This window comes from Pseudomonas extremorientalis (assembly GCF_024584605.1).
Classification (GTDB): Bacteria; Pseudomonadota; Gammaproteobacteria; order Pseudomonadales; family Pseudomonadaceae; genus Aquipseudomonas; species Aquipseudomonas extremorientalis.
This window is the reverse complement of the sequence record NZ_CP089519.1, coordinates 4,997,788-5,018,781: the sequence shown is the minus strand read 5'-3', so window position 1 is coordinate 5,018,781 and position 20,994 is coordinate 4,997,788. Positions and strand designations below refer to the sequence as shown.

Annotated in this window: 22 protein-coding genes and 1 pseudogene; 16 read left to right on the top strand and 7 right to left on the bottom strand. The window is 61.6% G+C overall.

The window, feature by feature from the left end:
• Nucleotides 1–9 precede the first annotated feature (9 nt).
• Nucleotides 10–1,260 carry a cupin-like domain-containing protein gene (locus tag LUU92_RS22590; RefSeq protein ID WP_257102676.1) on the top strand — a complete coding sequence of 417 codons (1,251 nt, stop codon included), beginning with the start codon at nucleotides 10–12 and terminating at the stop codon, nucleotides 1,258–1,260.
• Nucleotides 1,261–1,304: 44 nt separating this feature from the next.
• Here LUU92_RS22590 and LUU92_RS22585 read toward each other — a convergent pair whose 3' ends face one another.
• Both LUU92_RS22585 and LUU92_RS22580 read right to left on the bottom strand, forming a co-directional pair.
• Nucleotides 1,305–2,021 (bottom strand): autoinducer binding domain-containing protein, encoded by a 717-nt coding sequence (locus LUU92_RS22585; protein WP_257102675.1) that lies wholly within the window; start codon nucleotides 2,019–2,021, stop codon nucleotides 1,305–1,307.
• Nucleotides 2,022–2,169: 148 nt separating this feature from the next.
• The gene (locus LUU92_RS22580; RefSeq protein ID WP_016973105.1) at nucleotides 2,170–2,547 is read right to left on the bottom strand and encodes a hypothetical protein; all 378 of its coding nucleotides are present in this window, start codon (nucleotides 2,545–2,547) and stop codon (nucleotides 2,170–2,172) included.
• Between the two features lie 200 nt (nucleotides 2,548–2,747).
• On the opposite strand from LUU92_RS22580, the gene LUU92_RS22575 reads away from it, so the two are divergent.
• From LUU92_RS22575 to def, 3 genes are all read left to right on the top strand, one after another.
• A complete protein-coding gene (locus tag LUU92_RS22575; protein ID WP_071489461.1) occupies nucleotides 2,748–2,933 on the top strand; it encodes a CsbD family protein in 186 nt (61 codons plus the stop codon).
• A 169-nt stretch (nucleotides 2,934–3,102) separates the two neighbouring features.
• Complete coding sequence (locus tag LUU92_RS22570; protein WP_058423207.1) at nucleotides 3,103–4,056, top strand: YihY/virulence factor BrkB family protein; 954 nt, start codon at nucleotides 3,103–3,105, stop codon at nucleotides 4,054–4,056.
• Nucleotides 4,057–4,059: 3 nt separating this feature from the next.
• Nucleotides 4,060–4,599, top strand: a complete 540-nt coding sequence (def, locus tag LUU92_RS22565; RefSeq protein WP_071489462.1) for a peptide deformylase — start codon at nucleotides 4,060–4,062, stop codon at nucleotides 4,597–4,599.
• 70 nt (nucleotides 4,600–4,669) lie between these two features.
• On the opposite strand, the gene LUU92_RS22560 is transcribed toward def, so the two are convergent.
• A complete protein-coding gene (locus LUU92_RS22560) occupies nucleotides 4,670–5,488 on the bottom strand; it encodes a class I SAM-dependent methyltransferase (protein ID WP_257102674.1) in 819 nt (272 codons plus the stop codon).
• A gap of 59 nt (nucleotides 5,489–5,547) precedes the next feature.
• Nucleotides 5,548–5,985, bottom strand: coding sequence for a GNAT family N-acetyltransferase (locus tag LUU92_RS22555; protein WP_071489464.1), 438 nt, complete (start codon nucleotides 5,983–5,985; stop codon nucleotides 5,548–5,550).
• 301 nt (nucleotides 5,986–6,286) lie between these two features.
• On the opposite strand from LUU92_RS22555, the gene LUU92_RS22550 reads away from it, so the two are divergent.
• The 9 genes from LUU92_RS22550 (at nucleotide 6,287) to LUU92_RS22510 (ending at nucleotide 16,787) form a co-directional block, all read left to right on the top strand.
• Nucleotides 6,287–7,216 carry a fatty acid desaturase gene (locus tag LUU92_RS22550; protein ID WP_257102673.1) on the top strand — a complete coding sequence of 310 codons (930 nt, stop codon included), beginning with the start codon at nucleotides 6,287–6,289 and terminating at the stop codon, nucleotides 7,214–7,216.
• A gap of 9 nt (nucleotides 7,217–7,225) precedes the next feature.
• Nucleotides 7,226–8,017, top strand: a complete 792-nt coding sequence (locus LUU92_RS22545) for a phosphate/phosphite/phosphonate ABC transporter substrate-binding protein (RefSeq protein WP_257102672.1) — start codon at nucleotides 7,226–7,228, stop codon at nucleotides 8,015–8,017.
• A 108-nt stretch (nucleotides 8,018–8,125) separates the two neighbouring features.
• Nucleotides 8,126–8,635: a sigma-70 family RNA polymerase sigma factor gene (locus LUU92_RS22540; protein ID WP_071489467.1), complete on the top strand. Its 510-nt coding sequence runs from the start codon at nucleotides 8,126–8,128 to the stop codon at nucleotides 8,633–8,635.
• Nucleotides 8,632–9,576 carry a FecR domain-containing protein gene (locus LUU92_RS22535; protein ID WP_257102671.1) on the top strand — a complete coding sequence of 315 codons (945 nt, stop codon included), beginning with the start codon at nucleotides 8,632–8,634 and terminating at the stop codon, nucleotides 9,574–9,576. Before LUU92_RS22540 ends, LUU92_RS22535 begins: the two co-directional genes overlap by 4 nt.
• A 115-nt stretch (nucleotides 9,577–9,691) precedes the next feature.
• Nucleotides 9,692–12,328: a TonB-dependent receptor plug domain-containing protein gene (locus tag LUU92_RS22530; RefSeq protein WP_257102670.1), complete on the top strand. Its 2,637-nt coding sequence runs from the start codon at nucleotides 9,692–9,694 to the stop codon at nucleotides 12,326–12,328.
• A gap of 31 nt (nucleotides 12,329–12,359) precedes the next feature.
• Nucleotides 12,360–13,373 (top strand): ABC transporter substrate-binding protein, encoded by a 1,014-nt coding sequence (locus LUU92_RS22525; RefSeq protein WP_071489470.1) that lies wholly within the window; start codon nucleotides 12,360–12,362, stop codon nucleotides 13,371–13,373.
• Nucleotides 13,373–14,299, top strand: coding sequence for an aliphatic sulfonate ABC transporter substrate-binding protein (locus LUU92_RS22520; RefSeq protein WP_257102669.1), 927 nt, complete (start codon nucleotides 13,373–13,375; stop codon nucleotides 14,297–14,299). Before LUU92_RS22525 ends, LUU92_RS22520 begins: the two co-directional genes overlap by 1 nt.
• Before the next feature lie 56 nt (nucleotides 14,300–14,355).
• Entirely contained in the window at nucleotides 14,356–15,360 is a 1,005-nt protein-coding gene (locus LUU92_RS22515; RefSeq protein WP_071489472.1) for an ornithine cyclodeaminase family protein, read from the top strand.
• The gene (locus LUU92_RS22510) at nucleotides 15,357–16,787 is read left to right on the top strand and encodes an aromatic amino acid lyase (protein WP_257102668.1); all 1,431 of its coding nucleotides are present in this window, start codon (nucleotides 15,357–15,359) and stop codon (nucleotides 16,785–16,787) included. The genes LUU92_RS22515 and LUU92_RS22510 overlap by 4 nt, the downstream gene beginning before the upstream one ends.
• Here the strand turns inward: LUU92_RS22510 and gstA are convergent.
• Nucleotides 16,727–17,329 (bottom strand): glutathione transferase GstA, encoded by a 603-nt coding sequence (gene gstA / locus LUU92_RS22505; protein ID WP_093125380.1) that lies wholly within the window; start codon nucleotides 17,327–17,329, stop codon nucleotides 16,727–16,729. The genes LUU92_RS22510 and gstA overlap by 61 nt on opposite strands.
• A gap of 96 nt (nucleotides 17,330–17,425) precedes the next feature.
• Between gstA and LUU92_RS22500 the strand changes: the two genes are divergently transcribed.
• The 3 genes and pseudogenes from LUU92_RS22500 (at nucleotide 17,426) to LUU92_RS29295 (ending at nucleotide 19,765) form a co-directional block, all read left to right on the top strand.
• Nucleotides 17,426–18,295, top strand: coding sequence for a LysR family transcriptional regulator (locus tag LUU92_RS22500; protein WP_257102667.1), 870 nt, complete (start codon nucleotides 17,426–17,428; stop codon nucleotides 18,293–18,295).
• 150 nt (nucleotides 18,296–18,445) lie between these two features.
• Nucleotides 18,446–19,222: pseudogene (locus LUU92_RS29300) on the top strand (PAS domain-containing protein); the annotation flags it as partial.
• Nucleotides 19,196–19,765 carry a methyl-accepting chemotaxis protein gene (locus tag LUU92_RS29295; RefSeq protein ID WP_371322067.1) on the top strand — a complete coding sequence of 190 codons (570 nt, stop codon included), beginning with the start codon at nucleotides 19,196–19,198 and terminating at the stop codon, nucleotides 19,763–19,765. The pseudogene LUU92_RS29300 and the gene LUU92_RS29295, both read left to right, overlap by 27 nt.
• A 39-nt stretch (nucleotides 19,766–19,804) precedes the next feature.
• On the opposite strand, the gene LUU92_RS22485 is transcribed toward LUU92_RS29295, so the two are convergent.
• Together LUU92_RS22485 and LUU92_RS22480 are read right to left on the bottom strand one after the other, a co-directional pair.
• Nucleotides 19,805–20,302 carry a hypothetical protein gene (locus tag LUU92_RS22485; RefSeq protein ID WP_071489477.1) on the bottom strand — a complete coding sequence of 166 codons (498 nt, stop codon included), beginning with the start codon at nucleotides 20,300–20,302 and terminating at the stop codon, nucleotides 19,805–19,807.
• A gap of 157 nt (nucleotides 20,303–20,459) precedes the next feature.
• Nucleotides 20,460–20,879: a hypothetical protein gene (locus LUU92_RS22480; RefSeq protein ID WP_170289475.1), complete on the bottom strand. Its 420-nt coding sequence runs from the start codon at nucleotides 20,877–20,879 to the stop codon at nucleotides 20,460–20,462.
• Between the last annotated feature and the right edge of the window lie 115 nt (nucleotides 20,880–20,994).

The window sequence follows — 20,994 nt, the reverse complement described above, 5'->3', positions numbered from 1 at the left end:
TGACGAACGATGACTGCCACGATCCGCGCACGTGTGTGCAACGCTAACAATACGCCGACGGTGCCGGCGGTTTTCTGGGAGCGTTTCGTCAGTCTCTCCCAGGACAAGTCCCTACCGGTGGTGATGGGGCAGGACGTACTGAGCGAGCCGCTCATGAACCTTGAGGACGTTTTTGAACTGGCGCGCAACGTGGTCGAGTCAGGCGACATGACCGTCAATGCGGACGGCCAGATGCTCAAGCAACCGGCAGTGCCCGGGTTTCCCCAGGCATTTGACGGGTTCGAGCAGTTTGTCCGGGACTTTGCCGCCCTCAATAACGCTGAGGGCATCACGTTCACCCGCGACTACTGCCTGAAGCATTCCAGTACCGTGGCCACCCGGTTGCGCGCATTCACTCACGGTTACATTGAGCGCTACGGCATGCCTTATCCGGGGGCCAACGCGGTCTTTATCGGTGGGCGCTACCGTTCCACATGGATCGGCCTGCATAACGATTCGTGCGATACCTTTTTGTTTCCGTTGTATGGCCGCAAACGCATGATGATCTGGCCGCCGGCGTATTTCGATGAAATGGCCCTGGAGAAAAAGTCTGCGTTGAATGGTGTGTGCTTCGGCCATATCGACGTCAGCCCCTATGTCGGCGATGCCACGATTTATGAGGTCGAGGCCGGTGAGATTTTATTCATTCCCGCCGGTTGGTGGCACTACAACAAATTGGAGACGTTGGAAACGACTCTCACCGTGTCGGTGGGCATGTTCAGTCACGGTACGGCGCAGGGCTTCTGTGAAAACCCGATCAAGGCAGCCATTGCCTCGAGCGCCGGTAGTGCCCAGACCGGCGCTATCACCCCTGTGCCCGGTGGCGTGTTCGACTCGTTGGCCGATGTAGAACTGCCGGTGCAGGTTGCCAGGTTTGTCGACACAATCCGGGATAACAGCAAAATCCAGATGCTGCTCAAGTTGTCTGCCAACGGGATTATTCGTGATCGCGCCGTGGGGCGCTCGGCCGTGGTGGATTGGTCGCAGGCCAGGTTCCAGGCAAGAGCCGATAGCCCGTTGTACCTGCTGGCACTGAATGAACAGGCAGGATTGCTGTTTGCGGCCGGGGCGATGTTGCGAGTGCAGGAGTTGAGTGCCGTGCGTGACTTGATCGGCGTATTGCAGGGGGCGGGGCCGGTGCGGGTGCAGGCCGATGGGGATGAGGTGCAAAACGTGGTGCGCTGGCTGTATGAGCAGGCTGCCATTGATACGTTTGCGTGACAGGCGGCTGGCGTAGCTGCTGACTTCAGCTACGCCGCTATAGCCTATATGTGGCCTTGGGCTACTGCATAGGTGACCGCCTGAACTCGATTGCAGGCCCCCATTTTCTTTTGAATGTTGCGCAGGTGGAAGTTCACCGCATCGGCGGTCACATTTAATATGCGGCCTATTTCTTCCGATGTTTTTCCATCAGCGGTCCAGCGCAGCACTTCTTTCTCTTTTTGTCCAAGTTCGATATCCAACGTATTGGCCAGCGCATCTTCCAGTTCGAAGATGCGGTAGCCAACGGTTTCGGAGAAAGCTTTGATTAACGGTTTGAGCGCTTCCCACTCGGGGTCTTGAATAGAGGTGTTTTTTCTGGCCAGGGAAAGTAACGCGATATAGCCACGGGCATTGAAAGAGGGTTGGGTGATGCCAAAGTTTAGTTCGAAGGCTTTGGCATCTGTCCACAGTTGCGGACACGTCTCAAACAAGGCACTGCACCAGCGCACAGGCTCAGACGAGACTTTGCAATGGCGTATGGTCGGGTCAATGACCGTATAGTTCTGTTCTTTATATCGATGCAGCCATTGACCGGGGTAGTTGCCAAATACATGGATCTTCGGACGCGTGAAGGGCGTGGTTTCACACACGGAGTAGGAGAAGAATTCGAAGCCTAGTGTGTGGCTGAATAACGAGGCTGATTCAATAAATTCCTCAAGGGTTTGAGGTGTTTCAGCGCGCTGATTGAGTTGTCGTATCCATGACAAATACCGCTCCATATACCGAACTCTCCATTTTCGAAAAATGCAGGCCAGTATAGTTACATTTTGAAATATATGTAAGCAAGAAGGTCTCGCGACGGCGTCAATACAGTCGCGAGATCACTTCAGGCATTCATTAGTTGGGCAGGGTTTGCGGCACAGGCAATTAAAGGGCGAACTGCGCGAAGCTCACGCCAGCCCCGGCAGGGCGCACATCTTTCAAGAACGAGTCCTTGTCCGCGCTCAGCTCCAGGGTGATCTCAGGCTTGCGCTTGCCCGCATTGCGCACCACCAGGCCTTCGAGCTTTTCACGCAGGAACACTGTCGGCACCTTCAGGTGCAGCAACTGGTCGGTCTCGGCGTTGTGCATCAACAGGTGGATCCACTCGTACTGGCCCACGGCAATCCGGCCCACCGGCAGGTCGAACCACCAGATGTTGCGCTTGCGGTCCAGGTCGGTGAAGTGGCAGTTGTTGACGCCGAGTACGGCACCGCCCAGTTCGGTGTTTCTGCGGGCGATGGCCTGTGCTTTATTGAGTTTCATAACCTTCCTACGGGATCTGTGCTTCAGCGTTACAGCCTGAATGTGCCGGGCATTCTCGTGGGTTGGCCGCAAAACATAAAGCCAAACCTGCGGTCGGCGATGAAATGCCTGACGAAAATAATTGAAACTCTGCCGAACGGCCCCGGGTCAATCTTTAGGTAATGACCAAAACCCTTTGATTGTTCTTTCGGAGAAATACCATGGGCAGCACAGCGGATAAGGCAAAAGGCTTGAAAGACCAGGCCGTCGGCAATATCAAGCAAGGCGTCGGCAAAGTCACCGGTAATGACAAACTGCGCGCTGAAGGCGTGGTGCAGGAAAAGAAAGGCCAGGTGGAAAAAGCCGTCGGCGATACCAAGGACGCGGTAAAAAAAGCGACCAAATAGGCCTGCTTTTGCGCAACCTGACGGCCATCCACGGATGGCCGTTTTTATGTCACATGGCGTGATTAAAGTTTCGAAATTGTTTCAAGGTCGCCAAATAGGCTACCTTGATGTAGAAAACGGCCCCTGAGTCGCCCACAAACTCAACCTTTATGCGGCGAAAGGAGACGCTATGATTTTTCCGGTTCTCGATGGTCTGAAGCTGCATAAAGTGCTGTTGCGTACCGTCAAGGAATTCGTCGATGACGAAATGCCCACCTACGCTTCGGCACTGGCCTACCAGATGCTGTTCTCGCTGTTCCCCTTCCTGCTGTTCCTGATTGCCCTGATCGGTTTCCTGCACCTGCCGGATTTCTTCACCTGGCTGCGCCTGCAATCGGAGTTGGTGTTGCCGCCCCAGGCCCTCGAGCAGGTCAACCCGGTGATCGACCAGTTGCAGCAATCCAAGGGTGGCCTGCTGTCGGTGGGTATCGTGATTGCGCTGTGGACCGCCTCGGCCGGTGTGCGCCTGATGATGAGCGCGATGAACGCCGCCTACGACGTGGTGGAAGGTCGGCCGATCTGGAAGCGCTTCCCGCTATCGATTTTCTACACCGTCGGCATCGCCGGTATGTTGCTGGCCGCGGCCGCGCTGATGGTACTGGGCCCGCAAGTGATGGAGTGGCTGGCCGGGCAGATCGGCATGCAGGAATTCGTTGTGACCCTGTGGACCATCCTGCGTTGGCCGTTGATCGTGATTTTGCTGATGTTCGCCGTGGCCCTCATGTACTACGTGATGCCGGACGTCGAGCAGAAATTCCGCTTCATCACCCCAGGCTCCGTGCTGGCGGTGGTGGTGTGGATCGTCGCGTCCCTGGGCTTTGGCTACTACGTCAAAACCTTCGCCGACTACAACGCAATGTATGGCAGTATCGGTGCGATCATCGTGCTGCTCCTGTATTTCTATATTTCCGCCGCCGTGTTGCTGCTGGGGGCGGAAATGAACGCGGTGATCGAACACATGTCCGCCGAAGGCAAGGACCCGGGTGAGAAGGAATTCGATCAGTCCGCGCCGCCTGTCGGCGAAAAACAGCACGTCTCCGGCCTCGGCCGGGACCACTCCAAGCCCACCCCTGACGAAGTCTGATCGATGATCCGTGAAATCCTGAAAATGGGCGACGAGCGCTTGCTGCGTATCGCGCCTCCGGTTCCGCCGGAAATGTTCGACAGCCCCGAGCTGTGGCAATTGATCGATGACATGTTCCAGACCATGGAACACGTGGGCGGCGTAGGCCTGGCCGCACCGCAGATCGGCGTAGACCTGCAATTGGTGATCTTCGGCTTCGAGGCCAGCGAACGTTACCCGGACGCGCCACCGGTGCCGCAGACGATCCTGATCAACCCGTTGATTACCCCCCTCAGCCCGGTGTTGGAAGAGGGGTACGAAGGTTGCCTGTCCGTACCCGGTATGCGTGGTGCGGTGGACCGCTATCAGCAGATTCGCTATGAAGGGTTTGATCCCAAAGGCGAGCCGATTGTGCGGTTTGCCGACGGTTTTCATGCGCGGGTGGTGCAGCATGAGTGCGATCACCTGATCGGCCGGTTGTACCCGTCGCGGATCACCGACTTCAGCAAGTTCGGGTTTATCGAGGTGATGTTCCCGGACATGGACCCCACCGCCGACGACTAACTCTCAGACATACTGAGATCACCCTGTGGGAGGGGGCAAGCCCCACAGGGTGACTGTATTTCAAGGCGGGTTATTGGGTCGGTTTGACGAACCGCAACGTCATCCGATCCGACTCGCCAATCGCCACATACTTCGCCTTGTCCTGCTCCCCCAATTTCAACGTCGGCGGCAACGTCCACACGCCTGCCGGGTAATCCTTGGTGTCCTTCGGGTTGGCATTCACCTCGCTCTGTCCCGCCAGCTTGAACCCGGCATCGGTCGCCAGCTTCACCACCTGGGCGGTGGTCAGGTAGCCGCTGTCCTTGATTGCCTGCAGATCCGCCCCGTCCTTGGCCCGGTGATCTTCCACACCCAGCACACCGCCCGGTTTCAGTACCCGGTAGAACGCACTGAACGTCGCCGGCGCGGTGCCTGCCGCTACCCAGTTATGCACATTGCGAAACGTCAGCACCGCATCCGCCGAAGCGGGTTTGCCGAATACCGGCGCCTTGGGATCGAACTCCACCACCGAGGCCTTGCCGTAGCGCGTAGGGTCGGCCGCGAATTTCTTCTTCAGGTTCTCTTCCGACGTGCGCGCGTAAGCGCTGCTGCTCGCGGCCTGCACGGCGGCGATGTACTGCCCGTGATCCTTTAGCAGCGGCGCCAGTACTTCGCTGTACCAGCCGCCGCCCGGGGTGATCTCGATCACGGTTTGCCTGGCGCCCAGGCCAAAAAACTCCAGGGTCTGTTGCGGGTGGCGATAGCCGTCGCGGGCACTGTTGGCCGGGTCGCGCCAACTGCCGGCCAGCACGCTTTGGTACTGCCGGGCGCTGATCGGTGCGTCGGCGGCCTGGCTCAAGGCCGGGGTGAGCAGGGCGGTGAGGGAGAGAGCTGCGAGCGTCGTTTTCATGATCATCCTGGAAAGGGCCATTGTGCCGCCGAGGCTAGCATGGGCCCTGTACATGCTGATCACACATTATCGGTGGTCGACCTCACCAAACGATCTAAGCCCATCGCGATCATCGGTTTGTTGCGCTTGTAGCGCACCAGCCGTTCGTTGAGCGACTGCGGCAGCAGCGTGTCCTGGGTGAAGCCCATGCGCCGGTACATCCCTTCCAGTTCCGGATGGCACAGCAACCACAACGTACCGTTCACATCGGCCGCAGCCGCCGTGATCAGCCGCGCCGCCAAGCCTTGGCCGCGATAGGCCGGGTCAACGAACACCCCGGTCAACCACTGCCCGCCAACCACGGGCGTGAGGCACAGGCCGGCGACAATCTCGCTGTCGCGCGCCACCCACAAGCGCCCGCCCTTGAGCGCTTTCATCGACGAATTGTGGCTGCGGTAAAACTTGTTCAGCAGGGGCCACAAGGGCTCGGCCAGCGGTTCGATGTGCAATGGGGGCATGGTCTTCAGGCAGCGTGATCAAGGGCCGGGGATTATAAACGCCTTGTGCGAGGCAATAGGTGGTATACCCATGACTGCATCCCCTTAAAGTGGAGTACGCATCATGGCCAAAGGTATGGATTCAAAGAAAGCCGCGAAGAAAAAACCGGCGAAGACCGCGGATGAAAAACGCGCCGACAAGAAAGCCAAGAAAACCGAGACAGGCCTGTTCGGTCACTGAGTTACAAGCTTATAGCCAAACGTTCTGCAAGATTTTCCCGCGCCATTGCACAGAGCAGGAAACACCTGCTCTGAGCTGCCGATGGCCCACTACCTTGATCCTGCCCAACGCCGGGAAATCGAAACCCTGGCCCAATGCTTTACCGCCAGAACCGAATGGCCGACCTGGCTGCTGTTGATCGGCGTATACGCCGGCTGGTTTGCCGTGATCCTTGGCAGTCACTGGCTGGGCCCGTGGTTGAGCACACTGCTGTTGATCCCGCTCGTGACGCTGTGGTTGTCGGTCCAACACGAACTGCTCCACGGCCATCCCACCCGTTCGCTGCTGCTCAATAAACTTCTCGGCTATGCACCCTTTGCCGTGTGGTACCCCTACACGTTGTACCGCGACAGCCACCTGCTGCACCACAACGACGAAGACTTGACCCTGCCGGGCATCGATCCGGAAAGCCGCTACCTCACCCAGCAGCAATGGGACCACAGCTCGCTGTTCGAACGCGGCGTGCATGGGGTGACCAAGACCGTGCTCGGTCGCTTCCTGCTTTCTGCCCCTTTGGCGATTGGCCGCCTGATCCGCCACGAATGCCAGCGCCTGCCCCAGGTATGGCCGATGTGGCTGGCCCACGGTGCCGTCACCATGCTGATGTTGATATTCATCGCCCACTACAGCGCGCTGTCGGTGGGGCATTACCTGCTGCTGGTCAGCGTGCCGGCCTTGTCCCTGGCCTCGATCCGTTCCTACTATGAACACCGCCCGCACCCCCGGCCCGAGCAACGCAGCGTGCTCAACGAAGCGTCCTGGCCGTGGACCTGGCTGTTCCTCAATAACAACCTGCACCTGGTGCACCACGATTTGCCGAAACTGCCCTGGTACTTGCTGCCCACGGTCTACCGTGCCCGGCGTGAACAATGGATCGCGCGCAGCGGCGGCTTCCTGGTGCAAGGCTACGGCCACTTGATCGGCCGCCACGGGCTCAAGGCCATCGACAGCCCCCGGCACCCCTTTGCGTGAGAGACGAGCATGAGTGAGCACTACGCCGAACTGCTGATGTATGTCGCGCCCGAGCCGATCCGGCAGGCCAACCAACAGTGGCTGGAGCGCATCCTTGAACACCTCGGACTGTGCCGTCTCAATGCCGATCATCTGGACTTGCCGGGCCTGTGGCTCGCCCCCGAATTGCTGGTGACCCAAACCTGCGGTTATCCACTGATGACCCAATTGCGCGGCCAGGTCCGCGTGATCGGTCGACCGCGCTATGAGCTGCCCCACAGCAGCCGGGGCGAACATTTCAGCCTGTTGCTGACCCGCGACGACAACCCGCGCCACCCTCTGGCGGACTTCTACAACAGCCGTGGCGTGATCAACGGCCACGACTCCAACAGCGGCATGAACCTGTTGCGCGAACGCCTGGCGCCGCTGCAGCGCGACGGGCGTTTCTTCGCCAGTGTCGGCATCAGCGGCGCCCATCGCGAAAGCCTGCGCTGGCTGCGCGAAGACCGTGCCGACCTCGCCGCTATCGACAGCGTGACCTACGACTACCTCGCCCGCTTCGCGCCGCAAGAGGTGGCGGGGCTGCGCATCGTCACCCACAGTGCGCCGAGCCCGACCTTGCCCTACATCGGCCCGCCGGGCTTGAGTGATGAACAGGTGGTTCAGATCCGCCGGGCGATGAACCAGGCGTTGCAGGACTTACCCGAGGTGGCCGAGACACTGGGCTTGCATGAAGTATTCCCCGCCAGCGAAGACGACTACGCGGTGCTCTTGACCTACCAGGATCAGGCCGTCAACGTCGGCTATCCTGTACTTCAATAGAGTTATATAAAAATACCTTTTAAATATTATTAAAGAATAAGCAGCCTTGCTAGGATCGCTCCACCGGAACACCGGACATAACGTGCAACCCTCTCAAATGGAGCCACTATGTCCGGCGCCGACACTTCTCACAGCGATTACGTGGGCGGATTGTTCCGCAGTCATTACGACTGGCTGTGCAGCCGTTTGCACCGCCATCTCGATTCCCGCGCCCACGCCGAAGACATTGCCGCCGACACCTTCGTCCAGCTCCTGAGTGCGCCGGGTGTGGTGCCGATCCGCCAGCCCCGCGCCTTGCTCACCACCATCGCCCAGCGCCTGATGTACCAGTTGTGGCGCCGTCGTGATTTGGAGCGCGCCTACCTCGAAGCGCTCGACCATGACGAGACGTGCACCGCACCGTCTGCGGAGGCGCTGGCACAAATGCTCGAAGCCCTGCACGCCATCGACCAGCTGCTCGACGGCTTGCCGGCCAAGGTCAAGGCGACCTTTTTGCTTTCGCAACTCAATGGCCTGACCTACCCGGAAATCGCCGCCGAGCTGGGGATTTCCCAGCGTTCGGTCAGCGACTACATGACCCGCGCCTTCAACCGTTGCCTGCGGCTGTGCCTGGAATGAACGACGACCTGATCAACGACGCCACGCGCTGGTACGTGCTGCTGCGTTCCGGCCAGGCCACGGCGGGCGACTGGCAGCGCTACCAACTCTGGCGTGCCGCCGACCCACGCCATGACGCGTTGTGCCGGCAGTTGGAAACGCGCCTCGGCGTGTTCCAGATTCCCCAGGCACAAGGGGTCAGCGGCCAGCTGTTGCAGCAGGCATTGGACGCACCGTCCAGCCGTCGCCAGGTGTTACAGGTCGCGCTGGTCGGTGCTGGTGTGGCTGCCGGCGCGACTTGGTTGGCCAAGCCGCTGGGTGTGCCGTTGGCGGACCTCACGGCGGATATCCGCACCGGCACCGGCGAGCGCCGCACCGTCACGTTGGACGACGGCAGCGAGCTGTCGCTCAACGCGCAAAGCGCGGCGGATATTCAGTTCGACCCACAACGGCGCCTGGTGCGCCTGCGCGAAGGCGAGTTGCTGGCCAGGGTGGCTGGCGATCGCATTCGGCCTTTTATGATCCAGACCGACCAGGCGCGTTTGCGTGCCTATGGCAACCGCCTCCTGGTGCGCGAGCGGGCAGGGCAGGGCCAGGTCGTGGCGCTGAACGGCGCGGTGGAAATCGACAGCCAGAACGGCGAGCGCCTGCAACTTGCCGCCGGCCATGAGGTGCACTACGACCGTGCCGGTTTCGGCCCGGTGCAGGCCAGCTCCTCCGGAGCCACGGCCTGGGTCGACGGCTTCCTGCAAGTGCGCGACCGCCCGCTGTCTGAAGTCATCGAGGCGCTGCGGCCTTACCACAATGGCGTGTTGCGCCTGGACCCCTCCGTGGCGGGCCTGCGTGTCAGCGGCCTGTACCGCTTGGACAACCCTCAGCAAATCCTCGATACCCTGGCGCGCACCCTGCCGATCCACATCACTCGCCGCACCGGTTTGTGGGTGAACGTCAATGCCGCGTGACCTTGGTTCTATCGACATAACCAAACGATCTGCAAGTTTCCCCCCGGCCGTGCCACATCACTCCCGTAAGCGCTGCGGGGAGCAGCGTTCTCGAGTTTCCTTGGGGGGAGCCAAAGTGAGTCAGTTCAACCGTTTGCCGCGTCGAACCTTTGCCCTGGTGCCGTTGGCCAGTCTGTTTTTCACGTTCGCCGCCAGTGCCGAAGAGGCGCGCCAGGTCTACCATATTGCCCCTGGCCCGTTGGATGAAGTACTGCTCGATATCAGCCGGCAAAGCGGCCAAGTGATCTCGTTCACGCCACAGTTGGCAAACTATTCTTCGTCCAGCGTAGACGGTTCGCTGTCGGCGCAACAGGCCGTCGACGCCGCACTGAAGGGCACCGGCCTGCACGTCCAGGTCAGCCCGGACGGCGCGTTCATCATCAAGGAAAGCGCGAGCAACAACGCCATCCGCAACGTCAAGGCCCAGACCAGCGCCGCCCAGGCCCCGACCCTGGACCGCGTGGTCGCCATCGGCACCCGGCGCAGTGACGCCACGGCCCTCACCAGCGCCGCGCCGGTGGATGTGATCAACGCCGAAGAACTCAAGCAGACCGGCGCCACCAGCCTCAACCAGGCTTTGTTCCAATTGCTGCCGTCGTTCAACTTTCCGCAGAACCAGAGCGCCACCCGTGGCCAGAACCCCAAGGGCGCATCCCTGCGCGGGCTGGCCCCGGACCAGACGCTGGTGCTGATCAACGGCAAGCGCCGCCATGCTTCGGCGGTGGTGAACATCTCCGGTGGCGTGCCGTTCATTGGCGCGCAGCCGGTGGACCTGGACATGATCCCCATCAGCAGCATCGACCACGTCGAAGTGCTGCGCGATGGCGCCTCGGCGCAATACGGTTCGGATGCGGTGGCGGGCGTGGTCAACATCGTGCTCAAGGAGCGTGACAGCGGCGGCCAGGTCAACACCCAGCTGGGCAAATACGCCCAGGGCGACGGCTTCAGCAAGACCACCGATGGCTGGTACGGCCTGGGCTTGCCGGGGGATGGTTTCCTCACGCTGAGCTTCAACACCCTCAACAACAAACCCACCGACATTGGCGACAAATATGTCGCCGACGGCCAACTGCAAGACCCCCGCTGGGGCGGTGCCGGGCGCGATAAATTCAACCTGGCGGCGAATGCCGAAATCGGCCTGAACGACCAGTGGCGGCTCTACAGTTTCGCCACCTTCGGCCAGGACAAGTCGGTGAACAACACGCCGCCGCTGCTGGCCAACAACCCGAACAACGTGCCGGGCATCTACCCCAACGGCACCATTCCCAAGTACCGCTACCGCTATGAGGACGGTGCGCTGACCGTCGGCACCCGCTACGAAGACGAGACCCTCGGCCGCTTCGACCTCAGTGCCACCTACGGACGCGACCAGCACGATGAACTGGCCTTCAACACGGTCAACCCCAGCTACGGCTTGAACAGCCCGACCAAGTTCGACGTGGCCACCCTGGTCAACGAGCAGACCAACCTCGGCCTGGATTACGCCAAGGATCTGGACGTCAACTGGTCGAGCCATCCGCTGACCGTCTCGGCGGGCATTGCCTACCGCCATGAGCAATATCGGCTGGAAGAGGGCGACTACGAGTCTTACTCCTTTGGCGGCATCAACGGCGTGCAGGTCGGAGCGGTGCAAGCCTCCGGGCTCACGCCGGATGACGCCGGCACCTACAAGCGTGATGTCGGCGGTGTGTACTTCGGCCTCGAACATCAGCTCACCGATAAATTCCAGATCGGCCTGGCCGGGCGTACCGAGCACTACTCGGACTTCGGTTCGGCCACCACCGGCAAGCTCTCGGCGCGTTATGACTTCACCCCGCAGGTGGGCCTGCGCGCCACGGTGAACAACTCCTTCCGCGCACCGACCCTGGGCCAGATCGGCACGTCGTGGACCACCACCACCAACGTCGACATCAACGGCAACCCGGTGTTGACGCGCATGCTGCCCGCCGACAACCCGGCCGCCCGTGCCCTGGGCGCCGAGCCGCTCAAGCCCGAGAAGTCCACCAACTACTCCCTGGGCCTGGTGCTGCGGCCGGTCGAAAACGCGTCCCTGACCATTGACGCTTACCAGATTTCGATCCGTGACCGCCTGCTCTACAGCGGCGGCATTTCCGGGCCGCGCGCCGAACAGATCCTGCAGCAGGCCGGGTTTGGCCAGTACACCTGGGCGCAGTTCATGACCAATGCGGCCAATACGCGCACGCGGGGTGTCGACATCGTCGGCAAGTACAACCTGGACCTGGCGCAGTACGGCGCATTGAGCCTGTCGGCCGGTTACACCAAGGCGCGCACCACGATTGAGAAGGTCCACGAGAACCCCAACGGGTTCGACATCCTCACCCGCGAAGCCCGTGGTTTCCTCGAACACGGTTACCCCGAAGACAAGCTGGTGCTCGGCGCCACCCACCGCATCGGCGCCTGGACCATCGCCCTCAGCGAAACCCGCTACGGCGAGTACCGCAAATACGCCGCCAGCGCAGCCAACGCCCAGTACGACCAGACCTTCGCCGCGCAATGGAACACCGACCTGGACGTGAACTACGCGTTCACCCAGCAACTGCGCCTGTCGATCGGCGCCAACAACCTGTTCGACAGCAAACCCGACGACTTCAACACCCGCCTGCGCCAGACCCCGGGCCAGCAGTACAGCTACCTGTCGCCGTCGGCGCCGGAAGGGGCGTTCTACTACACGCGGCTCAGTTATGACTTTTAACGAACATCACCGCACAACTATGAGGTTGCCGATGAAGCATCTGAAGAAACTCCTGGGCGGCGGCCTGCTGGCTCTGAGCCTGCTGTCCCCAACCGTCCACGCCGCCGAAGCCGTCAAACCCATCCACTTCGGTGACATCACCTGGGAAAGCGGCAGCCTGATCACCGAGGTGCTGCGCCTGATCGTCGAGAAGGGCTACGGCTTGCCCACCGACACCCTGCCCGGCAGCACCGTGAGCCTGGAAGCCGCCCTGGCCAAGGACGATATCCAGGTGATCGGCGAAGAGTGGGCCGGGCGCAGTCCGGCGTGGGTCAAGGCGGAAAACGAGGGCAAGGTGTTCGGCCTGGGCGACACGGTCAAAGGCGCTACCGAAGGCTGGTGGGTGCCGGAGTTCGTGATCAAGGGCGATACGGCACGCGGTATCAAGCCCCTGGCGCCGGACCTGAAGTCGGTGGCCGACCTGCCGCGCTACAAGGATGTGTTCCGCGACCCCGAAGATCCGAGTCGTGGGCGCTTCCTCAACAGCCCCACCGGCTGGACCTCGGAGATCGTCAACAGCCAGAAACTCAAGGCCTACAAACTCACTGACAGCTTCGTCAACTTCCGCACCGGCTCCGGCGCGGCGCTGGATGCCGAAGTGGCGTCGTCGATCCGCCGTGGCAAGCCGGTGTTGTTCTACTACTGGTCGCCGACGCCGCTGCTGGGCCGGTTCAAGCTGGTCAAGCTGGAAGAGCCGCCGTTCAACGCTGATGCCTGGAAGACCCTGTCCGACGCGAAAAACCCCAACCCCATCGGCACCCGCTCGATGCCGGCACGCCTGGCGATTGGTGTGTCGGCGCCGTTCAAGGCGCAGTACCCGCAACTGGTGAGTGTGTTTGAAAAGGTCGACCTGCCGATTGATCTGCTCAACGGCATTCTCGGCGACATGAGCGAGAAACGCACGCCGCCCCGCCAGGTGGCTGAAGCGTTCCTCAAGGACCATCCAGACGTCTGGCAACAATGGGTGCCGGCGGATGTCGCGGCCAAGGTCAAGGGAGCGCTCTGATGCTTAAAGTCTTCGCTGCAGCTGTACTTTCGTTGATCACCAGTCACGTGCTGGCGGCCGAGCCCTCCACCTTGCGCATCGGTTACCAGAAAAGCTCGGTGAGCATGGTGTTGGCCCGTGAGCACAAACTCTTCGAAGCGGCGCTGCCCGGCACCCAGGTGCAGTGGATCGAATTCCTCGGTGGCCCGCCGCTGATCGAAGCGCTGAATGGCGGCAGCCTGGACATCGGCAATATCGGCGACATCCCGCCGATCTTTGCCCAGGCCGCCGGCATCGACTTGCAATACTTTGCCGTCGAGCCCAACGAGGGCAAGACCGAAGCGGTGCTGGTGCCCAAGGCCAGTCCGGTGCAGAGCGTGGCTGAACTGAAGGGCAAGCGCGTGGCGCTGCTCAAGGGCTCCAGCGCGCACAACCTGTTCCTCAAAAGCCTGCTGCGCGCCGGCCTGCAATGGAAGGACGTGAACGTGGTGTACCTGTCGCCGTCCGATGGTCGTGCTGCGTTCGAGCAAGGCAAAGTCGATGCCTGGGTGGTGTGGGACCCGTACTACTCCGCCGCCGTGGTCGACGGCTCCGCCCGTGTGCTGGGTGACGGCCAGGGCCTCAACCCGGCCGGCAGTTTCTTTGTGGTCAGCAGCCCGTTTGCCAAGCAGTACCCGCAGTCCATCGGCACGATCATCCAGACCCTGGGCAAGGCGCAGCGCCTGTCCCTCGACAAGCCCGAAGAAAGCATCGCACTGATGGCCAAGACCCTGGGCCTGCAACCGGCGGTGGTGAAAAGCTACTTCGAACACCGCTCGCCCGCGCCGATCCGGCCGCTGCAAACCTCGGACGTCGCGACCCAGCAACGCACGGCGGACCTGTTCTTCGCCAACGGCCTGATCCCGAAAAAGGTCGACGTGCAGCAAGCCGTCTTCAAAGCGCCATGAATGTGTGGTGAGCGGGCTTGCCACAACCACAAAAGCCCTTAATCAGTGAGCAGACCATGCAACCGATCTACATCGATTTTCTCAACGGCCTCGACATCGACGAACTGGGTCTCTCCAACGATGAAATCCTTAGCGCCATCGAAGCCAGCCTGGCGATCCAGGGCCGTGGCGAGGCGGTGATCGAGCCGCGTACCCACCTGATTCCCGGTGGCGAGATCAACGGCCACTTCAACGTGCTGCGCGGTGTGCTTGGCGGCGCTATCGGTTATGCCGGGGTCAAGGTGGTAGGGGATTTTGTCGACAACTATCGCAAGGGCCTGCCCTCGGAACTGGCGATTCTCAACCTGCTGGACCCGGCCACCGGCATTCCCAGGGCCATCCTGGATGCCTCGGCGATCACCGATATGCGCACCGGCGCGGTCACGGCCATCGGCGCCAAATACCTGGCCCGGCCCGACAGTAAGGTGCTGGCGCATATCGGCGCGCGCGGCACGGCCTACTGGAACGTGCGCCTGCTGGATCACCTGTTCGACTTCGACGAAATCCGCGTGCACTCGCGCCGCAGTGAAAGCCGCGAGGCCTTTGCCGAAGGCCTGCGCCGGGACCTGGGTAAACCGGTGATCGTCACCGACGATTGGGAGTCCGCCGTGCGTGGCGCCGACATCGTCGTCGAGGCCTCGCGCCTGGACCAGCCCGAACCGCTGCTGCGCACCGAGTGGATCAAACTCGGCGCCTTCGTGGTGCCCTACGGCACCATGAGCGCGGTGGAGCTGTCGCTCACCGACATCATGAGCAAGTTGGTGGTGGATGATTGGGGCCAGTGCAAGGGCGGTCTGTTCGGTTCGTTGCGTGCCCATGTCGATGCAGGAAAACTCAGCGCCGAGACCCTGCATGCCGAGTTGGGCCAGATCGTGGCCGGCTTGAAGAATGGCCGGGAAACCCCCGAGGAAACCATCCTGTTCTGGCATCGCGGGCTGAGCCTCAGTGATATCGCATTGGGCCATGCGCTGCTGGAGAAATCCAGGCGCCTGGGCATCGGCCAGCGGTTGCGCTGGGCATGATTCACTTCGACCCCCAAGGCTTGGTACTGGCGGATTTGCTGGCGATTGCGCGGCAGGATATACCGGCGGATTTCAGTCAATCGGCACGTCAACGTATCGACGAAGGCCATCGGCTGCTGGTGAAACTGGCGGCTGACGGCACGCCGATCTATGGCGTCAACACCGGCCTTGGCGCGGCGTTGGATACGCCGGTGGCGCCGGTGCAGGCGAGCATTCCGTTGGGGCGTGCGGTGGGGGTGGGGCGCCTTGCCAATCGCCAGGAGTTGCGCGCCATCACCGCCACGCGCCTGGCCGGGTTGGCCCAGGGTCGCTCGGGGATTTCACCGGCAGCGGCGCAGGCATTGCTGGACCTGCTCAACTCAAGCGTCGAGCCCGAGGTGCCGTTGCTGGGTTCCCTGGGCGAAAGCGACCTGGCGCCGTTGTCGCACCTGAGCCTGGCGCTGACGGTGCCTTTGACCGGTAAGGATGGCTTGGCGCTGGTCTCGGCGAATGCCGCCAGCGTTGGGCTCGGTGCGTTGCTGGTGGCTGAGGCGCAGCAGGCGTTGGAGGCTGTGCTCGCGGCGCTGGCGTTGTCGTGTGAAGGCTACCGCGCCAATCTCAGTGCGTTCCAGCCATGGGCCTCACGCCTGCGCCCGGCCCCGGGGCAAACCGAGCAATCGGCGGCGCTGTTGCGCTTGCTGGCGGGGGGCGAGTTGGCGGACAGCCCACGTCGCCTGCAAGACCCACTGAGCTTTCGCTGCGCCACGGTGGTCCAGGGCGCGGCGCAGCAGGCGTTGCACCAGTTGCATGAGCTGATCGAACTGGAACTGCGCAGCGGCGCGGACAATCCGGCATTGATCAGCGAGGAAGCGCTGGTGTTGGCCACAGCGAATTTCGACAGCACGCATCTGGCGCTCGCCGCAGAAGGGCTGGGCCTGGCGCTGAATCGAGTGGCGGCGTGCGGTGCAGAACGCATCGCCAAGTTGCTCTCGCCTGGCTCCAGTGACTTGCCGCGCTTCCTGATCACTCAACCGGGTCATGTCGGCATGGCCGCGTTGCAGCGCACCAGTTCGGCGCTGGTCGCGGAAATCGGGCACTTGGCCAATCCGCTGCCGGCGGTGAGCGTGCCGGTGGCGGATCGTGTCGAAGACTATGCGGGGCAGGCCTTGGCGGTGGTCGACAAGACCCGGCGGTTGGTCGAGCGGGTCGTGTGGCTGGCCAGCATCGAGCTGATCGTCGCGGCGCAGGCGGTGGACCTGCGGGGTGCGTTGCGATTGGGGCAGGGCTCCGGGCAGATCCATGCCGCGGTGCGCAGCCAGGTGGCGCACCTGGATCAGGATCGCTCGGGCTCGGTGGATGTGTTGGCGCTGAGCCGCTTCATCTCAACTCATGGGTTTTCAGCGGCCAATGCGGCAACCACCGCAGGTCGCTCACCCACCCGTTGCTGAAACGCCGCCAGCGCCGGCCACCGGCCCAGGTCAATTGCGTGAAACGCGGCCCAGCGCAGCACCACGAACAGGTAGGCATCCGCCACCGAGTAGTGCGACCCCAGCAGGTAATCCTGGCGCTCCAGCGTTTGCACCAGCACCGCGAAACGCTTGAAGAGTGTGGCCTCGAACAGCGCACGCACGTCGCCCTGGATCGCGTCGTTGAAGAACACCGCCAGGCCGCCATGAATCTCGGTGGCGATAAAATTCAGCCATTCCTGCAAACGCACCCGCTCCCAGCTGCCATTGGCAGGGGCCAGGCCGGCGGCGGGTTTCAGGTCGGCGAGGTATTGCAGGATCGCGCTGGCTTCGGTCAGTACCTGGCCGTTGTCCAGTTTCAGGGCGGCGACGTAGCCCTTGGGGTTGATCTGCAGGAAGTCCTCACCCTCGGCGGTGGTCTTGGCCTGGTTATCGACCAGCACCAGGTCGAACGGCAACGCCAATTCGCGCAACACGATATGCGGGGCGAGGGAACAGGCGTGAGGGAAGAAATACAGTTTCATCTGGGGCAGCTCCGTTGAATTTGCGCCAGTCTCGCGGGCGTGGCACCGTGCGTAAAATTAAACCTTCAGACCCCTGCCATAAGGACAGCTACTGCCATGATGAACCTGATGCACTGGCGCCTGCTGGTGGCCGTGGCCGATCACGGCAGCATCACCGCCGCCGCCGAGCGGGTAGGCATGACCCAGTCCGCTGCCAGCCAGGCCATGGCCGGCATGGAGGCGACGTTGGGCGCGCAACTGTTCACCCGTGAACCGCGCAAGACCTTGCCTACGGCGTTGGGCTTGAGTGTGATCGAACAGGCGCGGGTGATGCTCGGTGCCTTGCAGGCGATCCGCAGCACTGTGGACGAAGCCAGGCCCATGCTGCGGGGGACGATTCGCATCGCCAGTTTCCCGAGGGTGCTGGCGACGTTTCTGACACCTGCGTTGCAGCGTTTTGCGCAGCTCTATCCCGGCATCGAGGTCACCACCCTGGATGTCACCGACAACGAAGTACTCACCCTGCTCGACACCGGCCTCATCGACCTGGGCGTGGTGCTCAACCCCGCGCCCGAGCGCAATGCCACCGTGTTGGGCCGTGACTTATGGATGGCCGTGCTGCCAGCGAACCATGCCCTGGCGCAACGCCCGGCTGATGCGTGTGTGTCGCTTGAGGAGTTACTGGAGCAGCCTTTCGTGCTGGCCACCGGTGGCTGTACCGCCAATGCGCGCAGCCTGGGGGCCGCAGCGGGGCTGACCCTGCGGGATATCCGCGTGGAAGTGCGCGAATGGAACAGTGCCTTCAGCCTGGTGCGCGAGGGGGTTGGTGTCACGCTGGTGCCGGAAATGGCCCTGCCTATCCAGCGTAAGGGGCTGCGGGTGATGGCACTGAAGATGCCGCTGCACCGTGAATTTGCCTTGGTCGGTACGCCAAATCGTCCACCTTCAGCCGCCGCCCGTGCATTGTTAGAAATGCTGGCTGAATAGTGGCTTGCAGAGTGCCAAGCCCTGTCTATGCTCATCCATAACCGTTGATGACGCTTGGTATATAAAGCGATTTGGATGGTTTGCGACTGTATTCGATCCGTGAATGGAATGCGCCCCGCCAGGCGCTGGTAATTGAAGGGTGATCCGAACATGTTCAACCTCCACCACAAATCCGACCTGCAGCAAATCGAACGTTTCTCCTGCGCCCTGTCCGAATCCAACGCCAAGCTCGCCGCCATCAGCCGTTCCATGGCCATGATCGAATTCGACCCTGGCGGCGTGATCCTCGACGCCAATGACAACTTCTGCAAAACCATGGGCTACAGCGTTGAAGACATCCGCGGCAAACACCACCGCATCTTTTGCGACGAGGCTTACACCCACACCGACGCCTACGCCAAGCTATGGCACGACCTGGCGCGGGGCGAGGCGCTCAGCGGCACCTTCATGCGCTTGAACAAGCACGGTCAGGAAGTGTGGCTCGAAGCCAGCTACATGCCGGTGCTGGACAAGGACAATCACGTGCAGAGCGTGATCAAGGTCGCTTCGGATATTTCCGCGCGGGTTCACCATGAACATGAAAACCAGAGCCTGATCGATGCCATTAGCCGTTCCATGGCGGTGATCGAGTTCACTCCCCAGGGCCAGATCCTCAACGCCAACGAAAACTTCCTGAAAACCGTGCAGTACTCCCTGGATGAAATCGTCGGCCAGCACCACAGCCTGTTCTGCCATCGCTGTGACGTCGAGTCGCCAGCCTACAAGGCGTTCTGGGCGTCCCTGAACCGCGGCGAGTACCACTCGCACCGTTTCGAGCGCAAAGACAAATACGGCAAGACATTGTTCCTGGAGGCGTCCTACAACCCGATCTTCGACGCCAGCGGGCGCCTGTACAAAGTGGTGAAGTTCGCCAGCGACATTACCGACCAGGTCACCACCCTGCGCAACGCCGCCGACTCGGCTCACGCGACGTCAGTGCAAAACGATGTCTGCGCGCGCAAGGGCTCGGAGGTGGTGCAGCAGACCGTGCAGATCATTGAAGAAATTTCCAACGACCTGAACCAGGCGGCGCAGAGCATTGATGCGGTGAACAAGCAATCGGACATCATCGGCAGCATTGTGCAGACCATCCGCAGTATTGCCGAACAGACCAATATGCTCGCGCTCAATGCGGCGATTGAAGCGGCGCGGGCGGGCGAGCATGGGCGCGGCTTTGCGGTGGTGGCCGATGAAGTACGCAGCCTCGCGGCACGGACCAGCCAGGCGACGGTGGAGATTGTCGATGTGGTGCGCAAGAACCACGACCTGTCGCTGAGCGCGGTGTCGAGCATGCAGTCGAGCTTGAGCCGCACGGGGCTGGGGGTGGAACTGGCGAATGAGGCGGGGCAGGTGATCCTGGAAATCCAGGAAGGGTCACGGCATGTGGTGGATGCGATCGGGCAGTTCAACTCGACGTTGCAACTGCAATAGCCTGCAGGAGCGCGTTCGCTCCCGCAGGGGCGGATGGCGTCAGATCGCAGCCAGGGTTTCTTTGACTGTCTGCGCCTGCGGCTCAGCGGTTTTCGCCGCTACTTGCTGTTCTTGCTGCTGCTTCAGGCGTTCAGCCACCTGTTTGGAAATAGCGTCCTGCTTTTCCTGGGACATGTTCTGCACATCCGCCTCGGTCAAACCCTGCTCCTTGAGCAATTGCTCGCGGATACGCTCGGCCGGGGATTTGCTCATGTAGTCCGTGAACTCGGCACGTGCGCCGGAGGTGGCGCTGGTAGCCGGCACATCCGAGGTCGCCGCGCTGGTCTGCAACTGCACACGGGTCTTGGCGAAGGCTTCGTCGATGCGGTCAGCGGCCTTGTCCAGTTCCTTCTGCGCGGCCGGCACGGTCACGCTTTGCTGCGCGGCCTGCAGGGCACCGCTGTACAGCGCGCTGGCGGCGGCGTTGGCGGGGTCCATGTCGGGCCGTTTGATCTGTTGAACGGTCGACACGGCTTGGGTGTTGTTGTTAACCAGCATGATCGGTCACCTGTGGAAATGTGCGGTGCCACAGGTGGAGCAAATAGCGTGCCGATGATAGAAGGGGCGATATCAAAGGGCTTGGTGAGTTTAAAGCGGCAATTGATGGCCCTGGACAGGCCACCTTTTGCCGCCGGCAATGCGGTTGTTGATTGCCTCATACCCAACGGATGTCGAACGAGCCCTTGAACGTATGTACTACCCCGTCGACGAGGGCTAGAAAGTCGAACGATCCCGTTGCGTGAGCCTGGGGTTCATCAAAGGTCAAGTCGAGAGTGCCGCTTTGTGAAGGATAAGAAGTTCTTAGGCCGCCACTCGTCTGGCGAAAATATCGGACTTCCACGGTATTGGGCCATGGCAGTGGCAGGCTGATCGGACTTGAGGGCGGCGAAGCTGGAAACAGGATTTGAATGCCCATGAAGCCGCCGCCAGGCGCGGGCTGCAGACCGTCGAGCGTAACGTCTCTCGATTGACGATAAGTGACGGTGTGAGTGTCGATGCTACCTTCGAAAGTTGAGGATTTAAGCCATCCCTCCGAGGCCCTTTCGTTGCTATCGATAGTGCTGCCCTGTGTCATGTCCCGCTCCTTATTAACTATTCAATGACAGTCCGTGATGGCTGCCTACTGAGCAGTAGAGCGTGGGGGAGGCGGAACGGTCTACTGTCATACTTGACAGTTTTCCCCTTTGTGC